Below are 24,010 nucleotides of genomic sequence, written 5' to 3'. Positions count from 1 at the left end.
AGTTTGTTCAACCAAGAAACATAGACCTGCTGAAATAGAAAGCGACAGACGAGTCGGGCTGTACGCCGGGTTCTGTGCACAGGAGGAGGCCCGCTCGTTGGCTTGTCACCTGCCGTTGAGGGCAGCTGTATGGTCCTCGATCCACGCAAGTCCCCCGAGGTCCAGCTGTCGCCGGGCGCGAGTGACCGCGACGTATGCGAGGCGTGCGTCGGTATCGCTGACAGGTTCCGGGATGGGGCGGCCACTGGCGTCCTGTTGGTCGCTGTCCGGCGGCGGGGGAAAATCGTCGGCGATTCTGACTTTGGGCCATTCCCGGCCTTTTGCTTTGTGGGCGGTGGAGATGGTGATCTCCGCGTTGGTTTCGTCGGTCAGTGCGTCAACGGCGGCGATGATGGCTTCGGGGCCGTGGTCGTCGACGAGTTCAACGAATGGCTGGAGGTCTCGGCCGGCGGGATCGTGTTCCGCGTAGTCCTGTAGCTCGCCCCAGGAGGTGAAGAGGACAAGCTCGGGATGGGAGGTGCGACGGCCGTCTTTGAGGTCCTGAGCGGCGAGCGCCAGCGCCGTGAGGGCCTGTCCGCCTCTGGTCAGCGCCACACGACGGCCGGCTTCCAGCTGCCGCATGACTTCGGTCATGGCACCGATGTTGGTGCGGCACAGCACCGCGTCCGGACAGGTGACCTGGCCGACGTGTGTGGGAATGGTGTCGGTGCCGGTCAGTCGGATCGGCGCGTCGGTGAAGGCAAGCCACCGATTGGCCTGTTCGGCCAGGAGGGGACCGAAGCGGAAGGAGCGGGTCAAGGTGAGGTGGGTGGCGTCGAAGCCTGTCATCACGTCCCGGGCGCCTCGCCATCCGTAGATGGCCTGGGCGGAGTCGCCGACCATCACCAGTTGGGCATGGCCTCGTTGAGCGGCGAAGACCTGCTCGAGGACCGGGTTGGTGTCCTGGGCTTCGTCCAGGAAAAGGAAGTCGGCGTCGATCTTCGGCTCGGTCAGGGCCCAGATCTTCAGGTAGTGGTCGTGCTCGAAGCGCACCTCGCCTCGCTCGGGATTCTGCAGATCGGTCCACGCCTTCTCAGCGAACGGCAAGACTGCGTCAGCAAGTTGGGCGCGCTCGGCCGGTGTTCCGAGCCTCCGCAGGGCCGGTACGTGGTGGGGTGCCAGAGCGTTGTCGGCGGAGTGGCAGAAGCGGGTGACCGTGCGCAGCACGGAATGGGACAGGGTTCTGTGGCTGATCTCGTGATCACCGATGCGGATGGACGATCTGACGCCGAGGGCCTGCCCGATGCGCCATGCGGGCTGACGAGGGCTGCTGAGGCGACCGGCGAAGCGGTGGCCGACGGCTGCGTAGGCCGTGGCGTGCGCGGTCTTGCACAGCACGGAGCGTGGGAATCGAGCGGCGGCATCGACCGCGATGTCCTTGTTGAACGCGACGTAGCGGCCACGTCGTTTGGTACTCGCGGCCAGGAGGCACAGCGTGCTGGTCTTGCCGGTGCCGGCACCGGCTTGCAGCACCACATGGTGACCCGCGCGGAAGGTGTCGATGGCGTGGGTCTGTTCGTCGGTGGGCGTGTGCAACGAGGGCTCCGCAGTGAGGAGGGGATCAAGGGGTCGTGTGGGAACTGCTGCTCGGTCGTGAACCATCGGCATCGCACTGGGTAGGCGACGCGAAGTGCTGGCGGTCGAGCAGGATGCGGGCCGTGCAGGTAAGCACGTCCTCGGGGGCGTAATGGACGAGGAGGCCCCGGAGTTGTACGGCCAGTTGCTGGGCACGGTCCTGCTTGTCGCGCTCGACGGCTGCGCCGACGGCCCGAGCGACGAACTCTGCTGGCTTCTGACCGCGAGCCGCTGCGGCCCGCCTGATCACCGAGCGCGTGGCCCGAGTGAGGACCAGGTTGATCAGGACCTTGCCCGACGCGTCGGGGTAGTGGGTGGTCAGCACGTCGATGGGCAGGAGTCGATCGAGTTCATGGCGGAGTGACCGCAGTGCACGCCCCGGCGACTTTGCCGGACGTACGGTCATCAGCCGGGTGCGGTCGGCGTTCGCCGCGAGGGGCACGGCGCGACAGGCGCGGTGAAGTTCTCTGCGTGTGGCCGACCGAGTCAGGACGATCTCCACGGCGTGCTGTCGTCTCACGTCCGCGCCGCCTTTCGCGCATCGCCTCTGGGGCGCGGCCGACGAGCGTCGGTCGGGAGCCGGGGGTGCGTATGTGCGTGGTGGATCAGGGAGTCGAAGGGTTCCCAGTCTGTCAACGCGAGGTCCGCTGCGGTCGGGGCAGCCGCGTGCCGAGGGCAGCGCTGTGTGCGCCAGCGCCGCTGCTCGGTGTAGGGCAGGGAAGACAGATCGTAGAGAGCCATCACCTCAGCGGGCGGTGCCAGTTGACCTTGAGCAGTCGTTGCGGGAACCAGTTTCCAGACTCCGGCCGGGCCATCCGGAGCCAGCACCGTGTGGGTGCATCGGTCACGCTGCCGTGCCTGGGCCACACATTGGATCTCGTCCACAGGTCGGGCGGCGAGATAGCGCACGTACAGGAGTTGGACGACGGGTCTGGCGGGTCGGCAGGAATCCTCCGACTGCCGCGCAGAACGGTCTTGCGGTGCGGCGGGCGTGAAGACGCCGGCGTCGGTCAGGCGGCGCGAGTTCACGGCCAGCGCCCGGCGCAGTCTTGTCAGGGTGGGGACGAGGAGGGTGCCGGCGTCGCCGTTCGGGCAGACGAGAGCATGGGCCAGTCGGCACCAGGCGCTGCCGTCCCCGGCAGGGTGGGCGAGGCCGGAGCTGACGTGCCAGCGGTGTTCGGCGGGCACCTCGGCTGCCGACAGTTCATGGGGATGCAGGCGGACGGGGCGGTCGCGGACCCGGTGGTACCACTCGACGTGGTTGCCGCAGTCGCGGCAACGGCCGCGCTGAGCGCAGCGCAGTAGCCGGGTCGGGCTGTCGGGATCGATACGCAACGAGCGTCGCCGGTAGGCAAGGGCAGGGCTTGAGTCCCCGTGTCGGGCTGCGGATGAAGGCTGCATGGGCGGGAAGATGCCAGGCCGCACGCCGTGCACACAGTGTCAGGGGCGTCGGCATCCACCGAACGGCCCCATCCGCGGCCACGCATATTCGATGAGTCGATCAATTGTTCACATCGATGCGCTGGATCGGGTGAATGCACCGCAGGCTCGAACGAGCCGTCAGCTACTCGCCGACCGAGGGGGTTCGTGCCCGCTGCAAAGAGCGCCAAAGAGTTCATCGAGGGGCGTACCCAGGGCATGAGCGAGGGCGTGCCACGACTTCAGGGTGCCGATCGTGCGACCTTGCTCGATCTCGATGAGCGTCCTTCTGGCCAGGCCGCTTCGGTCCGCGAGCTCGTCATAGGTCCATCCCCGCGCCGCACGCAGCCGGGCCAACTCCAGACGCAGAGCCTCGAAGTCCGGATCGGGCGGGAAGATCGTCACCCGACCATCCGACGGTGCAGACCTCTGCCCTAATTCCCAGCCGTCGAGCCTTCAGCAAAGGGCAGGGGTCTGCACTACCGTGTGCCGCCGATCCCAGCCCGACGGGGGTCGGCGCGGAAACGACAGGAGGAAGGCGCCTGCCATGAGGCCCCGCTTCGCCCACCCCGAAGTACGACGCACTTGGACAGTTGAACTGCGCCCGCAGCCTGGCGGGCCGGTCCTCGTATGCCAGCACTGCGCACACAGCGGCCGACTGCTCAGCGGCCTGTCAGCTCGAGCCGAGCTCCTGGCCCATCTGGCTCTGCACGCGCGCCGAGCCCCGCTGCCCCCACATCTGCGGACGTGTCAGTGCCTCGAGCGGGGCTGCTGCTGGCACCGCCGCCATCGGGGATGCCAGGGCCCCATCGGACTCCTGCTCGCGCGCGAGCGCGGCGGTCGGATCTGGCGGCTCAGCGATACATGCAGAGCATGCGCGGCCGCCACCGATGAGGCCGCGGTGATCCCCGAAACGAACCTGACCGTTGAGGTTTCGGCGTCGGAGCGGAAGACGGCCAACCGCAGACGGCGCCGCGCCAAAGGACCCGACAGCCAAACGCGGGTACGAGAGATGCTCAGCTATCTTGCGTCCGCGCTCCCTCCCGACACTGGAGCAGCCTCGCGGCTCATCGCGCTTCAGTGCGCTCTACGCATGAGCGGTGCCGGTCAAGTGCGCCTTCCCCTGGGTCTGCTCCGGAGCCTTCGCTTGGGGGATGCCACGGACCCTTTCCGCGAGCTCGCTCAAGCGCGATGGCTGCGCACTGTCCCTGTCCCAAGGGTGCCTCCTGTGGTGGCAGTCCAACTTCTCGACCCGGGCTTGTTCACGCACCACCCGGCACGCCCTGACCGACTCCGCGCTGCCGACTGGGCATTGCGCCGCGCCTGCTGCATCCGTACGGACTCGGCCCCTCTCCCTCGGCTCGTCACCCTCTGTCTCGCCGCCCACTGTGCCCCGGGCGACGTCCAGGGGACGGCCGAAACAGAACAGGTGGCACGCGAATGCGGGATCCCCCCTTCCTCTCTTCTGGCCGTCCTGGATCAATTGATTGGTGAGGGGATTTTGAGGTCCTGGAGCGCAGGCCAGCCGTTCGACGATCTCTGCTGGATGCTGATGCAACCACTGCGATCACCCAACATCGGCTGGGCGAAAAAGGAACCGTAGCGAAGCGCGCCGGGATCGGTGGAGCTCCGCAGTGCCCTTCGGCTCCTTCGTTTCACCCCGGCCGAGGACTGGGGGGTGATCGGCTTCAGACCGCCCGCGAATGACCACGAACAATGGTGGCGCTTCGTCCGGGCAATGCTCCCGGCTTCGCCCCGTTATGCCCTCAGCACGTCACGGACGCTTATGGCGCGGAAATGCTGCTCGCCCTGGCGTCATAGCGGTGAAGGACCGGCATGACCTGCTGCAGAAGCATTCGGCCTGCCGCTGTGAGCTGCGGGGGCTTCACGGTTTCCAGTATGGGAATGCCGGTGTCCTTCTCGACGATTGCGGCGATCCGCTTCAGCTCTGACGGCCGCACGTTGGCCGCATCGGCGGCGGTTTCCAGCGCATGGTGCTCAAGTAGCAGGCTGATCTTCTTCAGCCGTCCCACGGACTTCCATCCGGAGAACGCCCGATAGACGACGGGAGGGATGACGAGTCCCTGTGTGGTGGCGGCGAAGTCCCGGGGTACTCCGACCGCGCTCCGGATCGGGATGTCGTGTCTTCTGGCGATGTTGAGGACGGTTGTCGAGACCGTCCCGAGCTCATCGGCGATGTCGCTGAAGGTGCGGTGCTGCACGACGTACTGCTCGTACAGCCAGTCGCGGTCGATCCGGTAGGGGTATCCGGGGCGGTGCCCCTGTTTGCGGATCTCGATTCCGGCGGTGCTCAGGGCTTGCTGGAGAACGGTGATGCTGGCGCCGGTGATGTCCCTGAGCTTATGGAGGGAGAGTCCCTGGTCGACATAGAGATCTCGAAGGATGTCTGGGGCGGGGGCGGGGGTGACGGTGCGGGGACTTCTCCCGTGCACGCCAGATGCGGCGCCAGGATTATCGGCGTACAGCCGGGCGTAGCGGTCGAGTACCGGTCTGGCGTCGTGCAGGAGTTGTCGACCCTGGGCGGTGAGCCGCGGCGGTTCCGAGGTGTCCAGGAGGCGGAACCCGGTGGAATTCTCGATGACTACCGTCTGCCGCTGAAGGTCCGCGACGCGGATGTCGCAGGCTGCGGCGGCCTCGGGGACCGTGGGGTGATCGATCAGCAGGCTGACGTTTCTGACCCGCTGCACCGCGTTGCTTCCGCAGAACGCCTGATACACGGCGGGGGGCAGATCCAGTCCGCGGGTGGTCTCGGTGAAATCCCGGGGTACTCCGCCGTGTCGCCTGATCGAGAAGCCGAGCGTGCGGGCGATGCGGCGAACGGTGCGCGCATGCATTTCGACTTCTTCGGCTATCTCGGCAAAGCCTCGGCACTTCACGGCGTACTGCTCATAGAGCCACTCACGATCGAGGCGGCATCCCCTGCTGGCCCGCTCCCGGGGTTGGCGTATGGCGATGCCAGCTTCCCCGAGTGCCACCTTGAGCACCTCCACGCTGGAGCCGGTGGCCTTGCCCATACCCCGAAGGGAGAGGCCCTGGGTAACGTACAGGTCATGCAGGGTGGCCGCGTCTGGCGCCGTGGTACGCGGACCACGAGGGGGGCCGAGAGTCTTCCGTTGAACTGTGGGGATGGTGCTGGCGAGTTCGACGTACAGGCGGGCGTGCTCGATACCGATGCCAAGCGAGTCGGCGACATCGGTGAGTTTGTGGTGGCGTGCTGCGGTGCGACGGAATTCCTCCGCGCTGATGGCTGCCGGTTCGGTGCCGGGCCAGGGGATACCGCTTACCCACTCAGGCGATGGTTCCCAAGTGACGGGTTCGTCGATGCCCAGCCGCTTCAGGTGTCCGGCGGCCTGGTCGAACAGGAAGGCGCGCACCGCGGGATCCGCACGAAAGCGCAGAACGTTCAGGCGGTAGTCGGTGTCGGTGAGCGTGCCGGTCCACATCGCCCTGAGATAGTGGTCCAGGGCGTCGAGGCTTCGGTCGGTGGGAGTGCGCCAGCGGTTTTGGGCGGCGAGTTGCCGGTAGGCCGGACGGTCGATGACCAGTCCTGTGTCGGCCAGGCTCCGGCGCCGCTGGTAGTCGATGGGCGATCCATGATCGTCGAGGGCGTCGGCCAGTTGTGTCAGTGCGGCCAGCAGAGGGGTCAGATACTGGCGGTCGAGGCGGGTGATCATACTTTTGACGAAGCTCGGGGGCACGGGGTCGCCGAGAAGTGCGAGTGCGTCGCGATAGACACGGCTGGTGGAGCGGACGACCAGGAGGAGTGCGCTGAGCCCGGCCCGGAACTCGGCGGCCTTCGCGCCCCTGGGCCCGCCGATCTGGTGCGGCATGAGCCTCATGCTCCACGACGGCCACAGCGTCGCCGGGATCGCCGCGGCGCGGCGCTCGATCAGCTCGGGGTGCGCGGCGGGCGGTTGTGGGGTGGGCGAGGTCGTGGCGAAGCGCAGCCGGTCGATGATCCGCAGGCGGGTGTCGATGACCGTCAACGCGCGCGTCACGGTGGCCGTTGAGCAGGACGTGCGCCAGGAGTTGAACTTCAACAACACTTCCATGGAGCCGTCTTTGCGCAGGTGCGAGTCGGCGATCCAGCGCAGTACCGCATCACTGTGGGGGTGGTCGCGCTCCAAGACGGTCATGGCGAGCGCGGTGCCGACCGCCACGTCAGTGGCAGTCTCGTTGCTGAGCCCGGTCAGTAGGGCCAGGGCGTGTCCGCCCGCTTCTTCCAGGAGATCCGAAGCCGTTTGGGGGATGGGGAGGGTGTCGTCGTGGAGCGTGGCCAGACCCCGCCAGGCCAGGAAGAAGAGTTCTTCCAGGCTCGGGTGCGATTGGTCGGGATCTCGGCCGCGGTCGGTGCGGCCGCGGACGACCGTGTCGACATGGTGCTGGGCGCGGATGATCCGGCCGTCGGCGGGGATCGGCTGGGCCACAGCAGCGGTGAGGTCCGTGTGGCAGGGCAGGCGCGCGCCTTTGCTGCCGCGCGCGAGGTCGCGCGCCATGGTGCAGCGAGCCGGGTTCGTCACGCCCGCGGGGTGACGGCTGGCGGGGTGCGGCCGCTGACCGCACCCCTCGCAGGTCTCCACCAGGAGTTGGGCGTGCCGGGTGCAGGCGAAGGTCCAGGGGCTGCGCCAAGACAGCTGCCAGCGGCCGCCGTTTCTGGCCAGGCAGGTGGGGCAGTATCTGCTGCCCTTGTGCCGTCGCCAGCGCGGCGGGGAGCCGAGCCCGCGCGTGGTGTGCCGGACTGCCACAGTGATCTGGTCGAAGGGCTCCAGCGTCATCGCACGCAACGCCTCGGGCGGAACTCCGGTACGCCGGGCGAGCACAGCCGCCTCTTCAGGAAGGAGTTTCACCAGCATGCGTTCGGGGTGGGTGCCGGGGAGTCCGATGAAGGTCAGGAATTCACGGGAGGTGACGATGAGTTGACGGGCGTAGGCTTCGATCCAACTGTCGAGGGCCTCGCCCGGCAGCGGCTCCACCACATAGGGGAGCCGCTCGGTCGAGAACGTGGGCGCCATGGCCACGGTGTCGGTGGTCATGGGAGCTGGCCCGGCCCCTTCTTCTTGCGGCGGGGTTTGGTGGTGAGGGTGCCTGCTTCGAGGGCCGCTTGGAGTTCCAGGCGTCCTCGCTCGGCCGCCACATCGTTTTTGACGGTGTCCATCAGGTCCTCGGTCAGCCGCTCCTCACCACTGTCCACAGCGCGCCGGCAGCCGCGTGCAATGAGCGTCATCAGTGACGCGAAGTGGCCGGTGGAGCGGGCATACAGGTAATCGGCGAGGTCTTCGGCGAGCATGCCGCGGTAGGCGTCGCCGAGGACGAGGAGCCGTTCAATGGTGAGCATCAGCTTGCGCCACTGCGCCCGCCCGGCCTCCGTGTCCACGGTGAACGGCGGCAGTGTCAACGTCGTCATCCGGCGGGCCGCCTGCGCGAGGTCCACGTCCTCGTCATCAAGGCCGTCGGTGAGAACCCCGCGCGCTGCCACGCCCACTCCGACGTAGATGAACGTGACGGGGAAGACGGTGGACAGGTGCTTGAAGTGGTTGGCCACGACCCGGTGGTTGGTGCGGCGCAGGTCGAGGAAGTGGATGTCGTCGACGACGATGACGGTCGTACACATGGCCCGGGCGGCCCGGGCTGCGCGGGCGGCGAGCTGGTCGGCGTTGCCGCTCTCGGGCAGTTCATAGAACCGGCAGATCGCCTCGTTCAGTCCGCGGATCGTGATGTTGCCCGTGAGCGTGATGTTCACGACCGGGACGCGGCGGTGCCCGCTGGGTGTCGTGGCGCCATGCACCAGAATCTGATCACGGTGGTACTTCTTCACGTAGTCCAAGACCGCGGTCGTCTTGCCCAACCCGGGAAACGCGTCGACCACCGCCGAGGGCTTCACCTTGTCGCCGTCCTGCCGGTTCGAGTCCACGATCTCCGCCAGGCCGTCATGCAGTTCCCGCAGTTGGGCCGTCTTGATCGGCCCGAGGTTGGCATGCCACACCGCGCGCTGCTCCTTGTAGACGAGGATTTCACGGCGCGTCAGATCCTTGATCTCCACCCGGCTCAACTGCCGGGGACGCTCGCGGTCGGGCCGCTCGCACATCTCCACAAAACCCGTCAACTGCACGGGACTGTAGTTACGCTCCCCCTCTTCGAACGCGGCGGTCATGACACCTCCCAGGCGTCCGCGTAGTACTCCTCGTCACTCACCGCACCCGCGTCTTCGGCCAGGACAGCATCGAGATCACCGTCCTCGTCATCATCGCCGCCCTCCCCCACCTCAGGCCCATCCACGGCGGGCGACTCGAACAGATCCCGGTCGTCGGCCTCGGGCCGGGTGGGGGCCAGCGCCGTGAGCTGACGCACCGACGGCAACTGCGCAACGGACACCTGGGGATCGTCCTCATCTGTGCCAGGCGCAACCGTATCGGCGCCCATGATGGACAGTCGCTCATCCGACAGCCGCAGCGCGATGCGCCGCTCTTCCCGGCTGCCGGTCAGGCCCGCGCCCCACCGCTCCAGCAGCTCGATCAGTGTGCGCTTGGCATCGGGAAACCGCTGGGTCCTGGCCGCCAGCCGGCGCGCGTACTGCAACGCCTCACGGCTGAGCGGGCCATCGAGCGCATCCGCGTGCTCCCACCGCAGCTCATGCCACCGCCTGCTCTTGGGATCGGGGTCCTGAAAGTAGACACGGGTGATGTCCCCGGGGTCGATCGCGATCGGCCACTTCCCACTGTGGATCCCGCCGTACGGGCTCGTGGTGTTGCGTCGGCCCTTCAGAGCGGGTCCGTTGTAGCGCAGGGTGCCGATCTCCACCCCGTAGTGCTGGATCGTGGTCCACTTCACCTCGAGGAAGTCGTACGCGAGATCGGGCCGCCCCAGGATCCGCAGATGCCCCGCCCGTTGGATGCCGTGCTCGTACATGTCGAGCGGACTCATCTCAAGGCCCGGCGCCTCCGGGATGCACAAGCCGGAGTGGACGCGCCGGTGGTAGATCAAGTCGATCCACTCACGGACGATCGCTTCCAGTTCCGGCAGAAAGAAGAACGCCTTCTCCTCCACGTCCTTGCCGCGGCTGTGCACATCCGCGCCCTTGTAGCCGGGGAGCGCTGCGAGGACTCCTTCGCGCAGGGTTCGAAACCAGCGCTCCAGTGGTGCCTTGTCTGTCGGTGTGTACGGCCGGGCCGGCTGCAGCGACATGCCGAGGCGGTCACAGACGGCCTGCACGTGCTGCGACAGGTAGATCTTGCCGTGGTCGAACACCAGGGTCTCCGCCGCCACCGACGGCAACAGCCACTCGCCTCGCGCGTCCACCAGCCGTGCCGCGTCCACGACCACCGCGCTCGGAACCCCGTGATGCGGTAGCACCGCCCGCTCTCCTTCCGTTCGCGGGCGCACGGTTTCATACAGGACGGCTGCGACGTCTGCGGCCTTCGTCGACACCGGCGTCAGCCTCAGCCCCGTGATGCAGCGCGTGTACAGGTCCATGGAGACGGTCAGCTCGCACTGCACCCATCGGCACGTGACCGGCTCCATCGCATACACGTCCAGCCGTGTCGTATCGACGAGCACATACTCGCCGGGGCGGGTCGCCCTCAGCTTGCCGTAGACGCCCGGCGGGCGGTTCGCGATCGAGCGGCGCCCCTTCGCGCTGCCCGAGAAGGCGTTGCGTCCCCGGCCCAGCTCCTTCAACAGCGCGTACGCCGCGGTCTTCTTCGGCAGCTTCACCGTGTCCCGCCCGAACTCGGCAGCAAGACGTTCCTCGATGGTCGCGATGATCAGATGCCGCGGCGGAGTGCTCTTGTCGACGTACTCGTCAAGCACCTTGCGGCACATGTCGATCCAGCGTGGATCCGTCTCCCCCAGTGGGCTGCGGCCACGATCCCCAGGCAGCAGTCCGGCCACTCCTTCGGGGCCTTTGACCTTCATCAGCCAACGCCGCACCGTCATGACACTCACACCGAGTTCAGCGGCCTTCGCCTCGTAGCGGTCCATCTTCGGCACATCGGGCGCGTACTGCGGGCGCGGTTCGCCGCCGAGCGCCAACTCCGCTGATCCGTGCCGGTATCCGGTCTCCACCTCCAGCAGGTGCTCATAGCGTTCCCGAAGCGCCGCCTGCTCCTCTTCGCTGAGTGCCGAGTACTGTGCCCCCAGCCCCGGCAACGGCACGACGGTGGTCTCCGGGATCTGGGTGGTCGGGTGCGACAGCAGCCAGCCCAGATCGACCTGCCGCAGTCCTCCAGAACGGTCCTGCAGCAGGATGCGGCTGCCGGATATTTCCACCACCGTGAACTGCTCACCGTCGTGCTGTACAACCAGCCCGGTCCGCAGTGTCGCCACACCCCCGCTCACGCGCACCTCCTGAGCACCGAGCCGCCACCGAGCGGACGCGTCAGATCCGTCGTCCAATGCCCCCGCCACAACAGCGACAGCAACGCCGGACGCACATCGTCACGTTCGCCGTAAGGGCTCAATCTGTGCTCGGCCAACGCGAGTTCGTCGCCGTCCCTCACCAGCTCACATGCTCGGTCGACGAGATCGCTGTCCACCACCCACGGCCGCCGGTACCCAGCAAGGAACCGCACGTTCTTCAACACCACGGGCTCACAGCCCGACCAGACCTCATACAGCCACCCGTGCGCGGAGAACAGCTCACCTGGCCACGCCAGCGCATGCCGCACCTTTGGATCCTTCGCCCGGTCGGCAGGCTTCACATTCACCACCCGCGCCAGACCACTACGCAGCGTGAGCAGGAAGTCCGGGACATGGCGCCGCACCCGTCCCTTCACCCGGTGCCGCATCCAGCACGGCTGCGCCCGAATCCCGACCACCTCCGGGTCAAAGTCCGCCAGGAGAAGCCGGGCAAGCTCCAGCTGACTCTCGAAGATCACCTGGGTGCCCATCGTCGACGACCAGTAACTGCCAGGCAGATGTGTCTGCCCGCGTCTCGACCGCATCGCCCGCCACGGAACCGAACCGTCGAAATGCCGCTGCCCAAGCCGCTCGAACGAGACTTCCCGCACCTCATCGGCGCCGTACCGGATCCACACCGCCGCTCCTGCGGCACCACGCTCACGTATTGCGACCATCGCGCACCTTCGCGCCCAAGCCCGTGCTGATCACGAGCAACTGGCCCACACGATCACGCAGTCGACTCCCGAACACCCTTATAAATCACTGAACTTCACTCTCACCGGTAGAAGTTCGGGGTACCGCGCATGCACCACTCCGCAGCGGGCATGATTGCGAAATGCTCAGCGGCGCGTTCCCGGGCACTGTTCAAGCAGTGTTCAGGAAGTACCCGCATTGTTCATTCGGGCGCGGAACCTACACTCACCCTGCGCCGCGGCGAGGTCACCGCACTGGTCGGCTTCAACGGCTCGGGAAAGTCGACCCTGTCGAAGCTGGTCAGCGGTCTGTGCCTGCCTACGTGCGGGCAGGTGCTGTGGGACGGCGTCCCCACCGGCGACGCCGATCCGCAGGCGCTGTGGCAGCAGGTGGCCTTGGTGCCGCAGGACTACGCGCACTGGCCGCTGACGGTGCGGGAGAACGTGACCCAGGGGCAGCCCACGGCCCGTGGTGACGCCGCGGTCCTTGAAGCGTGCGAGGCAGCCGACGCCGACGAGGTCATCGACAGGCTCGGCGCCGGCCTGGACACCCTCCTGGCCCGCGAGTGGCTGAACGGCGAGGAGCTGAGCGGCGGCCAGTGGCAGCGCATCGCCCTCGCACGGGCGTTCTTCCGCGAGGCCGGGCTCCTGGTTCTCGACGAGCCGACCGCCAACCTCGACCCGCGCGCCGAGTACCGGATCTTCCAGCGGCTGCGGGACCTGGCCCGGGACCGGGTCGTCCTGCTGGTGACCCACCGGATCACGAACGTGGCCGTCGCCGACCGGATCGTGGTCCTCGACGGCGGGAGGGTCGTGCAGGAGGGCATCTACAAGGTGCTCGCCGAACAAGACGGCCTGTTCAAGCAGTTGTTGTCCTACCAGGTCACCTCCGAGGCGAACGACGACGCGCACGGGGCGACCCGCGCATGAGGGCTCCCGCAGCGCGGAACCGGGGCGGTGGCCGCGCAGGGCCGCGTACGTGCCGTGGCGGGATTCCCGGCGCCGGACGACCGCATCGTCCCGACGGCCGCCCCCGGAGGGCCGACGGGCGCCGACCCGGCCGCGCGCCGAGCGCCGCCCATCCCACTCGACGACAGGAGTTGTTCCATGAAGCGCGACCTCGCCCCCACCGCCACGGTGGGGCCGCAGGCCCGGACCGAGCGCCCGGCCACCCGCGCGGCCGGTCCCGCCGACGCCGAGGGCATCATCGGTCTGAGGTCGGAATTCATCCTCTCCGAGCCCCTCGACGCCGAGTGGACGACGCTGTGCAGTACCCAGCTCGCCCGCCGCCTGTCCCCGGGAGGAGACGCCCGCGCCCACGTCGCGCTGGCAGCGGACGGGTCGGTCGTCTCCTGCGCGCTCGGCCTGATCCACCCGGTCCTCCCGGCGCCCGCCTACCCCAAGGGGCTGGCCGCGCGCGTGCACGCGGTGGCCACACGACCAGAGTTCCGGCGCCTCGGCCTCGCCAGGGAGTTGTTGTCCGACCTCCTCGACCGCCTCCAGTCGGACGGGGTCACGCTCTTCGAACTGCACGCCGGCGAGGAGGCCACACCGCTGTACCGGGAGCTGGGGTTCGCGGCCGATCCCGCGCTGATGCGGATGACGCGGCTCGTGGGGGCGGCCGCCCGCGTCGAGCCGCCCGCCGGCCGTGTGCTGCTCCCACCGGAGGAGTACGCCTCTTCCGTACCCAAGTCGACCGGATCGGCCTTCATCTTCTTCACCGACCGGGAGAACCGTCCGGTGCAGTTGCGGGCCACCTACTCCGAGGCGCATCCCTGGCAGTTCCCGGGCGGCACGATGGATCACGGCGAGCGGCCCTGGCAGACGGCGCAGCGCGAATGCCGTGAGGAGACCGGCCTCGACGTGGCGGGGCCGCCCCGGCTGCTCGCCTCGGTCTTCGGACCGCCCGGGGGCGACTGGCCGTACTCCACGACGGGATGCGTCTTCGACGGCGGCCGGCTCTCCGACGCACAGATCCGGTCCATCGTCCTGGACCCGGACGAACACGACGCCGTGCGTGTCCTCACTTTGAAGGAGTGGGAGCCGCTCATGCCCTCGCAGGACTTCGCCCGTCTGGACGCGGTGATGACGGCTCGGCTGACCGGCACGACCGCGTACTTCGACTCCTGGGGCTGGGGGAACAGCTGACCATCATGCCGCCGGGCGACCTGCGGGAGGCCGATGGCATCCGGGCCGCGGGCGCTCAGCGATCAGACGTCAGGGACCGTACGACGGTGAGGGGAGCGACACGTTGAGGCAGGTCCGGAAGGAAGCCTGGCAGGAGCACTACGAGGGCGGCCGGGGGTTCCGTCCACCGGGCGACGCGGAGCGGGCGTTGCTGGCTGAGCACGTCCCGGCGCCGGAGGGCGGACGGGCCCTCGACGCCGGATGCGGAACCGGGGAGCTTGCCGTGGCGCTGGCCGGCATGGGCTATCAGGTGGACGCGGTCGACTTCACCGAAGGCGCGCTCGTCCGGGCCCGAGCGGAGCACGCCGCGGTGCCCGGGGTGCGCTGGCTGCGGCTGGACCTGGAGCAATGCGGCCTGCCCGGCCCGGCCGAAGGGGCCGAGGGGGGATACGACCTGGTCACCCTCCGGCTGAGCGTCGCCTTCTTCCGCAACCGATCGTCCGTGCTGCGGGCTCTGGGGGCGCTGTTGCGGGAGGGCGGCGCGATCGTCGTCATCACGCCGGTGGTGGAGCACACCCCGCCGGAGAGGCGGCACATCGCCCTGGACGAGAACGAACTCAGCGCGATCGCGGACGGCTTCGAGGAGGCCCTGAGGTTCGAAGCGGATGGCCTGGCGGTGCTGGTGCTGCGCGGTGCGGGCGGTTCGTTCACCGCGGTGGAGAAGGGACGGCCGAACCCCCAAGCGGTGGCGGGCGCCGCGGCCGTGGTCACCGACGCGGCCGGGCGGGTCCTGCTGGGCCGTTCCACCAAGGGCATGTGGGAGCTGCCCGGCGGCCGTATCGAGGCGGGCGAGTCCGCTCAGGCCGCGGCCGTACGGGAGCTTGCGGAGGAGACCGGGCTGACGGCCCGTGTGGAGGACGCCCATGTCATCACCGTCCTGCACGACGACCGGCTGGACATGCGCCGTATCTCCCCCGTCGTCCGTATCACCGCATGGGACGGCGGACTCACGTTGAGGGAGCCGGAGAAGTTCGTCCGCTGGGAGTGGCACCCGTTGCATACCCTGGCCGCACTCGGGGCGGTCTTCATGCCCTCCGCCCAGTCGCTGAACGCGGTCTTCCCCGGGGTGCTTCCGGGACTGCCGCCGGTGCACTCCTACCCGTGCACCTCCGCCGTCCCGCCCGTGCCGGGTGAACCCGCGGAGGCGGCCCGGTTGCGCGAGCGCATGGCGGACCGCGTGATCCGCAAAGGCTGGGCCCCCTCCGCCCGGGTGCGGGCCGCGCTCCGCGCGGTGCCCCGGCACCGCTTCGTCCCCGAGGTCCCGCTCTCGACGGCCTACCACGACGACCACGCCGTAGTGACCGTTCGCGGGGCCCCCGGGACTGCCGTCAGTTCGGTCTCGGCGGCCTGGCTCCAGGCCGACATGGCCGGGCGACTCCGGCTGGAGCCGGGGATGAACGTGCTGGAGGTCGGTTCGGGCGGGTACGACGCGGAGCTGCTCGCGCACATCGTCGGGGAGCGGGGCCGTGTGGTGACCGTAGATCTCGACCCGTACGTGGTGCACCGCACCCGACGGCTGTGCGCGGAGGCCGGAAGCGGTCGGGTCACGGCCGTACTCGGTGACGGCGGCCTGGGAGCGCCCTCGCATGTACCGGCGGGCGGGTTCGACGGCATCGTCATCACGCACACCGCGACGGACATCGCCCCGGCCTGGCGTGAACAACTGGCCGAAGGCGGACGGCTGGTCGTCCCCCTGGAGATCGGCGGCTACACCCGCTCGGTCACCCTGGTCCGGCGTGCGGACACCTTGTACGCGGAGCACTGGACGTACTGCGGGTTCGTCCGCGACCGCGGCGCCGCCGCCCGCACGGTCCCCCTGGTCCGGCTGGCCGACGGGGCGGTCACGGTGCGGTGGGAGAACGGTGTCCCGGGTAGGACCGGCGGTCTGGACGAGGCCCTGCGCGGGCCGCGCCACGAGCTCGCCACGGGCCTCGTCGTGGCCGGCCGGTTCAATTTCGAGACGCTGCAGATCTTCGCGGCGAGCACGCTGGCCGGGTTCTGCCGGCTGACCGTCCCGGACGGATCCGCGCTCGTCGCCCAGCGTGACGCGGCAGCGGTCGTGGCCGACGGCTCGCTCGCCTATCTGACCCTCGTCAAGCTCCACGACGCGCCTGAACCAGCCGGTTCCCGCCACGCGTTCCACATCCACGCGTACGGGCCGGCCGGCCCGGAGCTGGCGCGGCGGTTCGCCGCGTGCGTGCGCACGTGGGACCGGGACGTGCGCGCGAGCGGCTACCCCTCCATGAGCGTCCACCCGGCCGGAACCCCGGACGACCACCTGCCACCCGGCGACGTGCTCGAAAAGCCGGCCTCGCGACTGGTTTTCGGCTGGCCCGGCCGTGACGTCCGGGTCACCGGGCCGGACGCTCCGTCCGAAACCGTCGTCGCGGGGCAGAGCACATGACGAACCTGGTCAACGGGCCGTCCGGCTGTGGCACGAACCGGCTCGCCCCCTCACTGATGGGCGTGTTCGCCCACCCCGACGACGAGTCCCTGCTGGCAGGCGGAGTGCTCGCGCGGAGCTCCGCCGACGGTGCCCGCACGGCGGTCGTCACCACCACATGGGCCCCGGACAGTCCCCGCGCGGCTGAACTCAGCGACGCCCTGCGTGCCCTCGGCGCCGGCGAGCCGCGCATGCTCGGCCACGCCGATGCCCGCAACCCCGCGTCCGCCCCCGGCCGGGCCCGGCTCGTCGATGTACCGCTCGACGAGGCCGTCGGCCACGTCGTGCACCACTTGAGGGAGTTCCGTCCCGATGTCGTGGTCACGCACGACGTGCTCGGACAGCTGACCGGCCACCCGGACCACCGCCGTACCCACCAGGTCACCCTGCTCGCCGTCGAAGCCGCAGGAGTCGGGCCGCTCTACCCCGAAGCGGGGCCTCCCTGGCAGCCTCGCGCCCTGTACGCGGCCACCCACCCCGACAGCGGCATCGGCGAACTGGGGCCCCTGCTGACCGGGGTCGGCAAAACCCTGCTCAGCGTCCCGGACACGTATGTGAGCACGACCGTCGACGTGACCCCGTGGGTCGCGGCCAAATGGCGCGCGATCCTTGCCCATCGGAGCGAAGCAGCCCGCGAACGGTCTCTGCCCGGCATCCTCGCCCGTCAGCCGGCGGAATCCCGCCTCAAGATCATCCGGACCGAGTACTTCACACGCCTCAAGCCCGGCCCCGGCCCCGGCTGAGGGGTTACTCCACGCTTCGGTGCGGCGGTGCGGCGGTGCGGCCTGTCTACGGTTTGTGGGTTACCCAGAGCGCTTCCGCCGGCCAGCGGTGTCCCCAGTCGGGCGGGTCGGTATGGTTGTAGCCGTTGGCTGTTCCGGGTCCGGGCCGCGGCTCGATGAGGTCGTCGATGACGAGTCCCGCGCCGCGCAGGACCCTGATCCAGTCGCCGTAGGCGAGCTGATAGCTGACCGCACCCTGGTCTTCCGCGATGCTGTCCAGCCCGAAGTAGTCCTGTTGCAGCGTCGTGGTCGCGCGGCCGGCGGCTTCGTCGTAGCAGGCTTCGAACCATGGGCTGGCGACGTTGAACACCGGCCACCCGCCGTCCCGCAGGACGCGTGCGGCCTGCGGGACGGCCAGCTGCGGGGGCGCCCAGCTGAGCCCGCCGTAGTCACAGAACACCAGGTCGAAGCTGTCGGCGGCGAACGGGAGGTGTTCGGCGGCGCCTTGCACCAGCGGGTAGCGGGCCGCTCCCATCGCGCCGGCCGCCGCGGCGAGTTGGGCCTCGGACAGGTCGAGCCCGACCACGGTGGCGCCCTCGGCGGCGAGCGCCCTGGACCATTGGCCGGCGCCGCAGCCGAGTTCGAGGACGCGCTTGCCGGTGACGTCGCCCAGGGCGTTCAGGTGCGCGTCGGGGATGGCGTAGGTGCCCCACAGCCGGGGCGTTGCGCCGATCTGCGGGTCGTGCTTGTCCTGGTAGGCGCCGCTGAACCGGTTCCAGAACTGCCGGTTGGCCGAAATGCTGTCCACGTGCCGACTCAAGCACTGCCTGCCGGGACGGTCAACACGATTGTGCTGCGACCGGGAAGGACGATCCGGGGATCTGGCGGTCACTCGATCCGCCGGACAGCCCTTGGTCCGCTCCGGCTCAGCGCCCACAGTTCACGGCCTCGATGCCCGCGAGGATGAGGTCGACTCCGGCGAGGAACTGCGCACGGTCGTCGTGATCCGGCAGACGCTTCGCCGCACCGCGCGCCCAAGGGTGCTGCACCGGGTCGAGCTGGGCCCACTGCGCGGCGATCTCCGCCAGCAGACGGTCCCGCTCCACCTCGGCTCCGGCGAGCACGCGGGCGTTGGCGGCGTTCTGCCCGGCGACCCCGAGGATGTAGTTCACGAGCGCGCCCGCCGAGTCGAACACGGCATCCTCGGGCACATCGAGTGCCTGCAACTGCTCAGCGACGCTCTTGTAGACCTCCAGCAGCGTGGGGCGCCAGGGCTCCCGGGTGAGCTGGGCCCCGACCCAGGGGTGCGCATCGATCGCGTCGAACAGGCCGAGGGCGAGGGCTCGCAGCGCTTCCCGGGGCTTCGCGTCGGCGGCGGGGCCGGCGACGACGCGGTCGATCACACCGTCGGCGGCCGCCGCGAGCAGGTCGCTCTTGTTGGCCACTCGGTGATAGATCGCCCCGTAGCCCGTCTGCAGATGGCGGGTGAGCGCGCGGAAGGTCAGCGCCGCCTCGCCGCCGGTGTCAAGGATCTCGGTCGCGGCCTGGACGATCACCTCTTTGGACAGTGCGTCGGTGCGCCGCGCTGCGCGATGGCCCTTGGTTGTCATGTTCTTCATTCTGTCACCTTGGATCGCCGCTCCAAAGGGGCGCTCCAAGGTGCACCTTCTTTTGGATCGACGATCCAAAAGAACTCTGGCCATGGGGTCAGCTCTGGAGCAGAAGCAGAAGAAGGAGAAGAGAAGGATGATGACGGCACCGGTAGTCACAGTCGTGGGAGCCGGCCTCGGCGGTCTCGCGCTGGCCCGCGTCCTGCACGTTCACGGCATTCCGGCCACGGTCTACGAAGCGGAGGCCTCCGCGACCGCACGCGCTCAGGGCGGCATGCTCGACATACATCCTTGGAACGGCCAGCCCGCGCTGGCGGCCGCCGGGCTGATCGAGGAGTTCCGCGGACTCGTCCTGGAGGGGCGCGAGTCCTACCGGGTCGTGGACCGGACGGGGTCCGTACTGCTCGACCTGCCCGACGACGGGACGGGCTCACGTCCGGAGGTACAGCGCGGTCGGCTGCGGCAGCTGTTGCTGGACTCGTTGCCGGACGGCACCGTCCGGTGGAGGCACAAGGTCACTGACGTACGGGCCCTCGGCAACGGCCGCCACGAGGTGCGCTTCGCCGACGGCGGCACTGTCACCACGGGCTTGCTGGTCGGGGCCGACGGGGCGTGGTCACGGGTCCGGCCGGTCCTGTCGGACGCCACCCCGACGTATGCGGGCGTCACCTCCGTCGAGACGTTCCTGTCCGACGCGGTCGGCCGTCACCCCGCCGCCGCGGCAGCAGTGGGCCCCGGCTCGTTGTTCGCGCTCGCGCCGGGAAAGGGAATTCTCGCCATGCGGGAGGCCGATGGGAGCCTGCACTCCTACGCCCAGCTCGTGAAACCGCTCGGCTGGCCCGCCGACACGGATGCCTCCGACGCCTCGGCCCTGACGGCACGGGTCGTTGCGGAGTTCGAAGGATGGGCCCCGCAGCTCACCGCTCTCCTCACGGACAGCGACACCGCGCCGTTCCTGCGCCCCCTCCACACCCTGCCGGTGGGGCACCACTGGGATCCGATGCCCGGGATCACGCTGCTGGGCGATGCCGCCCACCTCGCCCCGCCGAACGGTGAAGGCGCCAATCTGGCCATGCTGGACGGCGCCGAGCTCGGCCGGGCAGTCGCCCGGTATCCCGACGACATCGAGAAGGCGCTGGCCGAGTACGAGCATGCCATGTTCGCGCGCGCCGCCGAAGCGGCAGGCGAGGACGTTTACGGCATCATGCTCGGCGACGACGCACCCCACAGCTGGATCGCCATGATGACCGGGGGCGATGGCCAGCCGTCATGAGCGCGGCGGTCGTCGACGCGCGCGGCCCCGTTCAGGCCGGCTCAGTGGCGCGGCGGCCCGGAGGCCGGTCACTCCCGGCGCTGGGCACGGGCCGGCTCTGTTCCCACGTGCTGGGCACGGGCCGGGGCTCCATTTCCCGCGCCCCGTGCACGGGCCAGGCTTCGTTTCCCGTGCCGGCACGGGCCGGCTCCGCTTCCGCACACTGTGTACGCCGTTCCCGCGCGGTGGGCGCACGCGGGCGGCTTCGCTGCGTGTCCGCCGCCGCCCGGTTCATGGCTGCGTGCCCGGCTCTCCCGTTCCGCGCAGCGTGAACGCCGCCTCCGTCGTGCGGCACAGCGCCTGCACCGCATGGCGCGGGGAGCGCCAGGAAGCCAGGCCCAGGAGGACACCGAAGGGAGCCGCCGGCCACCACCAGGCGCCCAGCACCGTGAATGCCGTGCTCCAGACGAGGCCTTCGCAGGCCGCGTCATAGGCGTCGCGGGCCTGGGCCAGCGCCGCGCGGGGCTGGTCGGCCGCACTGAGCAGAAGGACGGTCCAGCCTCCGGCGACGTCCCCGCCGGTCTGCCGTCCGACGTTCTCCTCGGTGCGGCGGAGGCGGTCGCCCGACCAGGTCGGGGACTTCGGCCGCCCGCCCGTTCCGGCCCGTGCGGCCCGTGCGTCGAGGCGGTCGGCTCGCAGCGCGTGGCCGTCGGCGCGGGCGCGCACGGAGCGCCGGGCCAGCACGTCCGGTTCGGCCCAGCGCCGCACCCGCCACCTGGTCACCCGCCGGCCCACCGGCATCAGCCACCACGGCCAGGCGCCCGCCGCGAGAGAGCCGATCGAGGCTGCCGCGTAGGGCACCGCGAAGGCGGCTCCCAGTACCGGCACCGCGACGAGTACGAGCGAGGCGACGGTGTCCGCTGTCGGGCCGCCGCCCGTTCGCAGGGCATCGGCCATCCGCCCGCGCGCGAGGGCGATGTCGTTCCAGTGGGCATGGCCCAGCTCCCCGCCGCCGCCGACCGCGACGACGACGAACAGTGCGGCGGGCAGCAGCCGACGCAGGAACCAGCCGTCGGGTATGCGCTTCTGCAACTCGATGAGCAGGCCCATCGCCCGTCAGCCGTCCACCAGTCGCATCGGACCTCTGGCCAGGTCACAGCCCGGTGTGGCGGTTACCGTCCCGGTGCGCAGTTCGACCCGGCCGCAGCGGCTCGTGGGGCAGACCCAGCCCACCGACTGCGGGGTGGGGGCGCCGGGCCAGTCACCGACGCCCATGGTGGCGGGCAGCCCGAGCCCGTTCGGGACGCCGGCCGCCTCGACCGCGTCGTGCAGCGCTCGTACGGCGTCCCACCACTCGGCACCGGCCGGATCGGCGTCCCGTACGACCGGGAAGGCCGAGTGCCATACGGCGGACGAGACGAGCGGACGCAGTTCCCCGACGTTGCGGCACAGGTATTCCACGGCGTCCTCGTACACGCCGTGCGCCTTCGCCCCGTCGCCCACACGGACCCCCTGTTAACCCTTTAATCCTTTGTGCGCCAGGCTCTCTGACTGTTGATCAGACTAATGTAGGTGTGATGTCCGAGATTCGGGAACGAGTGATCGAACGTCTCACCGCCGCGTTCGGCACCGGCGATGTCACGCCTCTGCGCGGCGAGGAGGCCGTCATCGAGGCGCTGGCTCTGCTCGCTGAGGTGACGCCTTCACCGGAGGACTCAATCGATCTCGACGCGGTGGCCGCGGTGTTCTGGACGTTCTGGGGCCGCCACCAGGGCGCCGAGGATCCGGACGCCGCGCAGAACACGGAGGTCGCGGTCTGCACGTTCGGCTTCCTGTGCCCGCGTCTTCCCCCGGAGGCCGGACTCCCCGATTCCCTCAAGGAGGGCTTCGACGCCACCGACCCGTCGCGCGAAGCGCGCTTCGCGCACCTGGTGTGCTCGGTCCATGCCGGCGTCGCGGTGGGCGGGGCTCCTCCGGAGCGGCCGGCCGCGCTCGACCGCGCGCTCGCCTGGTCGGACGCCGCTCTTGAACTCGTGGGTGCAGAAAAGCAGTTGGCGTTCGTTGAACTATCCATCTACGCACACGACTTGTGGATGCTCCGGTTCCAGACGCAGGCCAACCCGGACGGCCTGGCCAATGCCGCCCGTTACGGCCGGGAGGTGTGCGGGCGGATGGCCGTCGCGCCCTGCCTGTTCGACTCCGACGCGGCACGCGCCGCGAACTCCGCCTGCCTGCGCACGGTGGTCGACTCCGCCCGGCTCCTCGGCTCTCCCGGGCTCGCGCGGGTCGAGCGGCTGGTCGAGGCAGTGCCGGACGACGCCGTCACCCCGGAGACCGCGGAAGGGCTGCGGTTCCTGCGGATGCTGGCTGCCCAGCCCGTCACCTGGCCCGGTGAATTCGACCTGCACGTCGGTACGGCGATCGCTGACGCGGGCATCGCCGAGCAGGACGCGGGACGTGTCGCGTGCGGTGTATGCCGACTGCGGGCGGCGTACACCGACACTCCGGCGGGTCACCCCGAACACGGCGCGGTCGCCGTAGCCCTCGGCCGGGCGCTCAGCGCGCTGGCCCAGGCGTGCGAGGACGACAACATGGCCCTGGAGGCGGCCCGGCTGCTCGCCTCGGCCGGTGCCTTGAGCGACGAGCACAGCGACATGCTCGCCACGTACCAGGAATTCGAGTCGTTGCGCGAAAGTGACGATCCGGACGCCCTGAAACGGGCCGCGCCACTCCTGGACCGCCTCGCCGCACAGGAGAGGGAGAGTGCCGCCCGCGAGGGCCGGCCGATCGACCTCGACATCGAAGCCCTTTCACTGATCGGCGGATTCGACCCCACCGACCCGGCTGACCCCACCGATAATGTTGACGTCGCAGCCGGCGCGGGCTCCGAGGCACGCGCCGACATCGGCTTCGGCGAACACGGCGACGCCGGCTCTGGAAGACACGCCGAGGCCGACTCCGTGGAACGCGGCGCGGAGCGCGCCGACGAGCGCATCAGCCGCTACCGCTCCGCCCTCGCCGTCCTCCCGGCCGATCACCCCAAGCGGCATGCGCACCTCGCGGTCCTGGCCGCCCTCACCGGGTTGCGCGCCGAGGCCCTGCGCTCCAGCGCGCCGGCCCGCGCCGGACTGCTCGATATCGAATCCCGCGAGCTGACCGAGGAGGCGCTCACCACCGCCCCGCCCAGCTTTCCCGCGACGGACCTGCTGCGCCGCGGAATCCTGGACGTGGCGCTGCCCGTCGCGGTCCTCGCCGTCACGGCGGACATCACGCGGGAGGAGGACATGCCCGACGAGATCCGCCGGACGCTCGACGCACTGTCCCGGATGTCCGGCATCCGCCTCGACCGCCCCGAACACCTCGACTCCGCCATCGCGACCCTCCGCGAGATCCTCGACTCCACGGACGATGACGACCCCGAGCTGCGCCGGCACCTCGCGGGAGCCCTCGGCAGCGCCCTGTCCGCCGGTACCTCGGAACGCCCCGATCCCGCTGTCCTCGAAGAGGTCGTACGACTGCTCCGCGAGGCCGACGCCAACTCCGGCGACTCACCCAGCGAGTACGACCGGACGCTCGCACACGCCCTCAGCATTCTGTCGCTCGGCTCCCACGACGCGGAGGGCGCACGCGAGGCGGCGGCCCTGCTCGCCTCC

16 protein-coding genes and 1 pseudogene are annotated in these 24,010 nt (G+C 69.7%); 5 read left to right on the top strand and 12 right to left on the bottom strand.

What is annotated here, in order from left to right; translation table 11 throughout:
* Nucleotides 1-105: 105 nt before the first annotated feature.
* The 8 genes from RLT59_RS34480 to RLT59_RS34445 all read right to left on the bottom strand — a co-directional run bounded on the left by RLT59_RS34480 (nt 106) and on the right by RLT59_RS34445 (nt 12,125).
* On the bottom strand, nt 106-1,575 hold the full coding sequence (locus tag RLT59_RS34480) for a UvrD-helicase domain-containing protein (RefSeq protein ID WP_311307022.1): 1,470 nt from the start codon (nt 1,573-1,575) through the stop codon (nt 106-108).
* Between the two features lie 25 nt (nt 1,576-1,600).
* Nucleotides 1,601-2,116: a Rossmann-fold NAD(P)-binding domain-containing protein gene (locus RLT59_RS34475; RefSeq protein ID WP_311307021.1), complete on the bottom strand. Its 516-nt coding sequence runs from the start codon at nt 2,114-2,116 to the stop codon at nt 1,601-1,603.
* A gap of 14 nt (nt 2,117-2,130) precedes the next feature.
* Nucleotides 2,131-2,949, bottom strand: a complete 819-nt coding sequence (locus tag RLT59_RS34470) for a DUF6083 domain-containing protein (RefSeq protein ID WP_311307020.1) — start codon at nt 2,947-2,949, stop codon at nt 2,131-2,133.
* A 225-nt stretch (nt 2,950-3,174) separates the two neighbouring features.
* Entirely contained in the window at nt 3,175-3,438 is a 264-nt protein-coding gene (locus RLT59_RS34465) for a helix-turn-helix transcriptional regulator (RefSeq protein ID WP_311307019.1), read from the bottom strand.
* Nucleotides 3,439-4,817: 1,379 nt separating this feature from the next.
* Nucleotides 4,818-8,087 (bottom strand): TniQ family protein, encoded by a 3,270-nt coding sequence (locus tag RLT59_RS34460; protein ID WP_311307018.1) that lies wholly within the window; start codon nt 8,085-8,087, stop codon nt 4,818-4,820.
* Nucleotides 8,084-9,205 (bottom strand): AAA family ATPase, encoded by a 1,122-nt coding sequence (locus RLT59_RS34455; protein WP_311307017.1) that lies wholly within the window; start codon nt 9,203-9,205, stop codon nt 8,084-8,086. Before RLT59_RS34455 ends, RLT59_RS34460 begins: the two co-directional genes overlap by 4 nt.
* Nucleotides 9,202-11,388 (bottom strand): TnsB C-terminal domain-containing protein, encoded by a 2,187-nt coding sequence (locus RLT59_RS34450; protein WP_311307016.1) that lies wholly within the window; start codon nt 11,386-11,388, stop codon nt 9,202-9,204. The genes RLT59_RS34455 and RLT59_RS34450 overlap by 4 nt, the downstream gene beginning before the upstream one ends.
* Complete coding sequence (locus tag RLT59_RS34445) at nt 11,385-12,125, bottom strand: TnsA-like heteromeric transposase endonuclease subunit (RefSeq protein WP_311307015.1); 741 nt, start codon at nt 12,123-12,125, stop codon at nt 11,385-11,387. Before RLT59_RS34445 ends, RLT59_RS34450 begins: the two co-directional genes overlap by 4 nt.
* A gap of 231 nt (nt 12,126-12,356) precedes the next feature.
* Here RLT59_RS34445 and RLT59_RS34440 point away from each other — a divergent pair.
* From RLT59_RS34440 to RLT59_RS34425, 4 genes and pseudogenes are all read left to right on the top strand, one after another.
* Nucleotides 12,357-13,073 (top strand): annotated as a pseudogene (locus tag RLT59_RS34440) (ATP-binding cassette domain-containing protein); the annotation flags it as partial.
* A 177-nt stretch (nt 13,074-13,250) separates the two neighbouring features.
* Nucleotides 13,251-14,291, top strand: a complete 1,041-nt coding sequence (locus RLT59_RS34435; protein WP_311307014.1) for a GNAT family N-acetyltransferase — start codon at nt 13,251-13,253, stop codon at nt 14,289-14,291.
* Between the two features lie 103 nt (nt 14,292-14,394).
* Nucleotides 14,395-16,734, top strand: a complete 2,340-nt coding sequence (gene fxlM / locus RLT59_RS34430) for a methyltransferase, FxLD system (RefSeq protein ID WP_311307013.1) — start codon at nt 14,395-14,397, stop codon at nt 16,732-16,734.
* Nucleotides 16,731-17,516, top strand: a complete 786-nt coding sequence (locus RLT59_RS34425; RefSeq protein WP_311307012.1) for a PIG-L deacetylase family protein — start codon at nt 16,731-16,733, stop codon at nt 17,514-17,516. The genes fxlM and RLT59_RS34425 overlap by 4 nt, the downstream gene beginning before the upstream one ends.
* A gap of 46 nt (nt 17,517-17,562) precedes the next feature.
* Here the strand turns inward: RLT59_RS34425 and RLT59_RS34420 are convergent, their stop codons facing one another.
* Nucleotides 17,563-18,303: a class I SAM-dependent methyltransferase gene (locus RLT59_RS34420; protein WP_311307011.1), complete on the bottom strand. Its 741-nt coding sequence runs from the start codon at nt 18,301-18,303 to the stop codon at nt 17,563-17,565.
* A 118-nt stretch (nt 18,304-18,421) separates the two neighbouring features.
* Nucleotides 18,422-19,114, bottom strand: a complete 693-nt coding sequence (locus tag RLT59_RS34415) for a TetR/AcrR family transcriptional regulator (protein ID WP_399126587.1) — start codon at nt 19,112-19,114, stop codon at nt 18,422-18,424.
* Between the two features lie 130 nt (nt 19,115-19,244).
* On the opposite strand from RLT59_RS34415, the gene RLT59_RS34410 reads away from it, so the two are divergent.
* Complete coding sequence (locus RLT59_RS34410) at nt 19,245-20,378, top strand: FAD-dependent oxidoreductase (RefSeq protein ID WP_311307955.1); 1,134 nt, start codon at nt 19,245-19,247, stop codon at nt 20,376-20,378.
* A 270-nt stretch (nt 20,379-20,648) separates the two neighbouring features.
* Here RLT59_RS34410 and RLT59_RS34405 read toward each other — a convergent pair whose 3' ends face one another.
* Entirely contained in the window at nt 20,649-21,467 is an 819-nt protein-coding gene (locus RLT59_RS34405; protein ID WP_311307010.1) for a hypothetical protein, read from the bottom strand.
* 6 nt (nt 21,468-21,473) lie between these two features.
* On the bottom strand, nt 21,474-21,860 hold the full coding sequence (locus tag RLT59_RS34400; protein ID WP_311307009.1) for a hypothetical protein: 387 nt from the start codon (nt 21,858-21,860) through the stop codon (nt 21,474-21,476).
* Nucleotides 21,861-24,010: the final 2,150 nt, after the last annotated feature.

The organism is Streptomyces sp. ITFR-6 (assembly GCF_031844725.1).
GTDB lineage: Bacteria > Actinomycetota > Actinomycetes > Streptomycetales > Streptomycetaceae > Streptomyces.
This window is presented reverse-complemented; position numbering and strand designations above follow the sequence as displayed.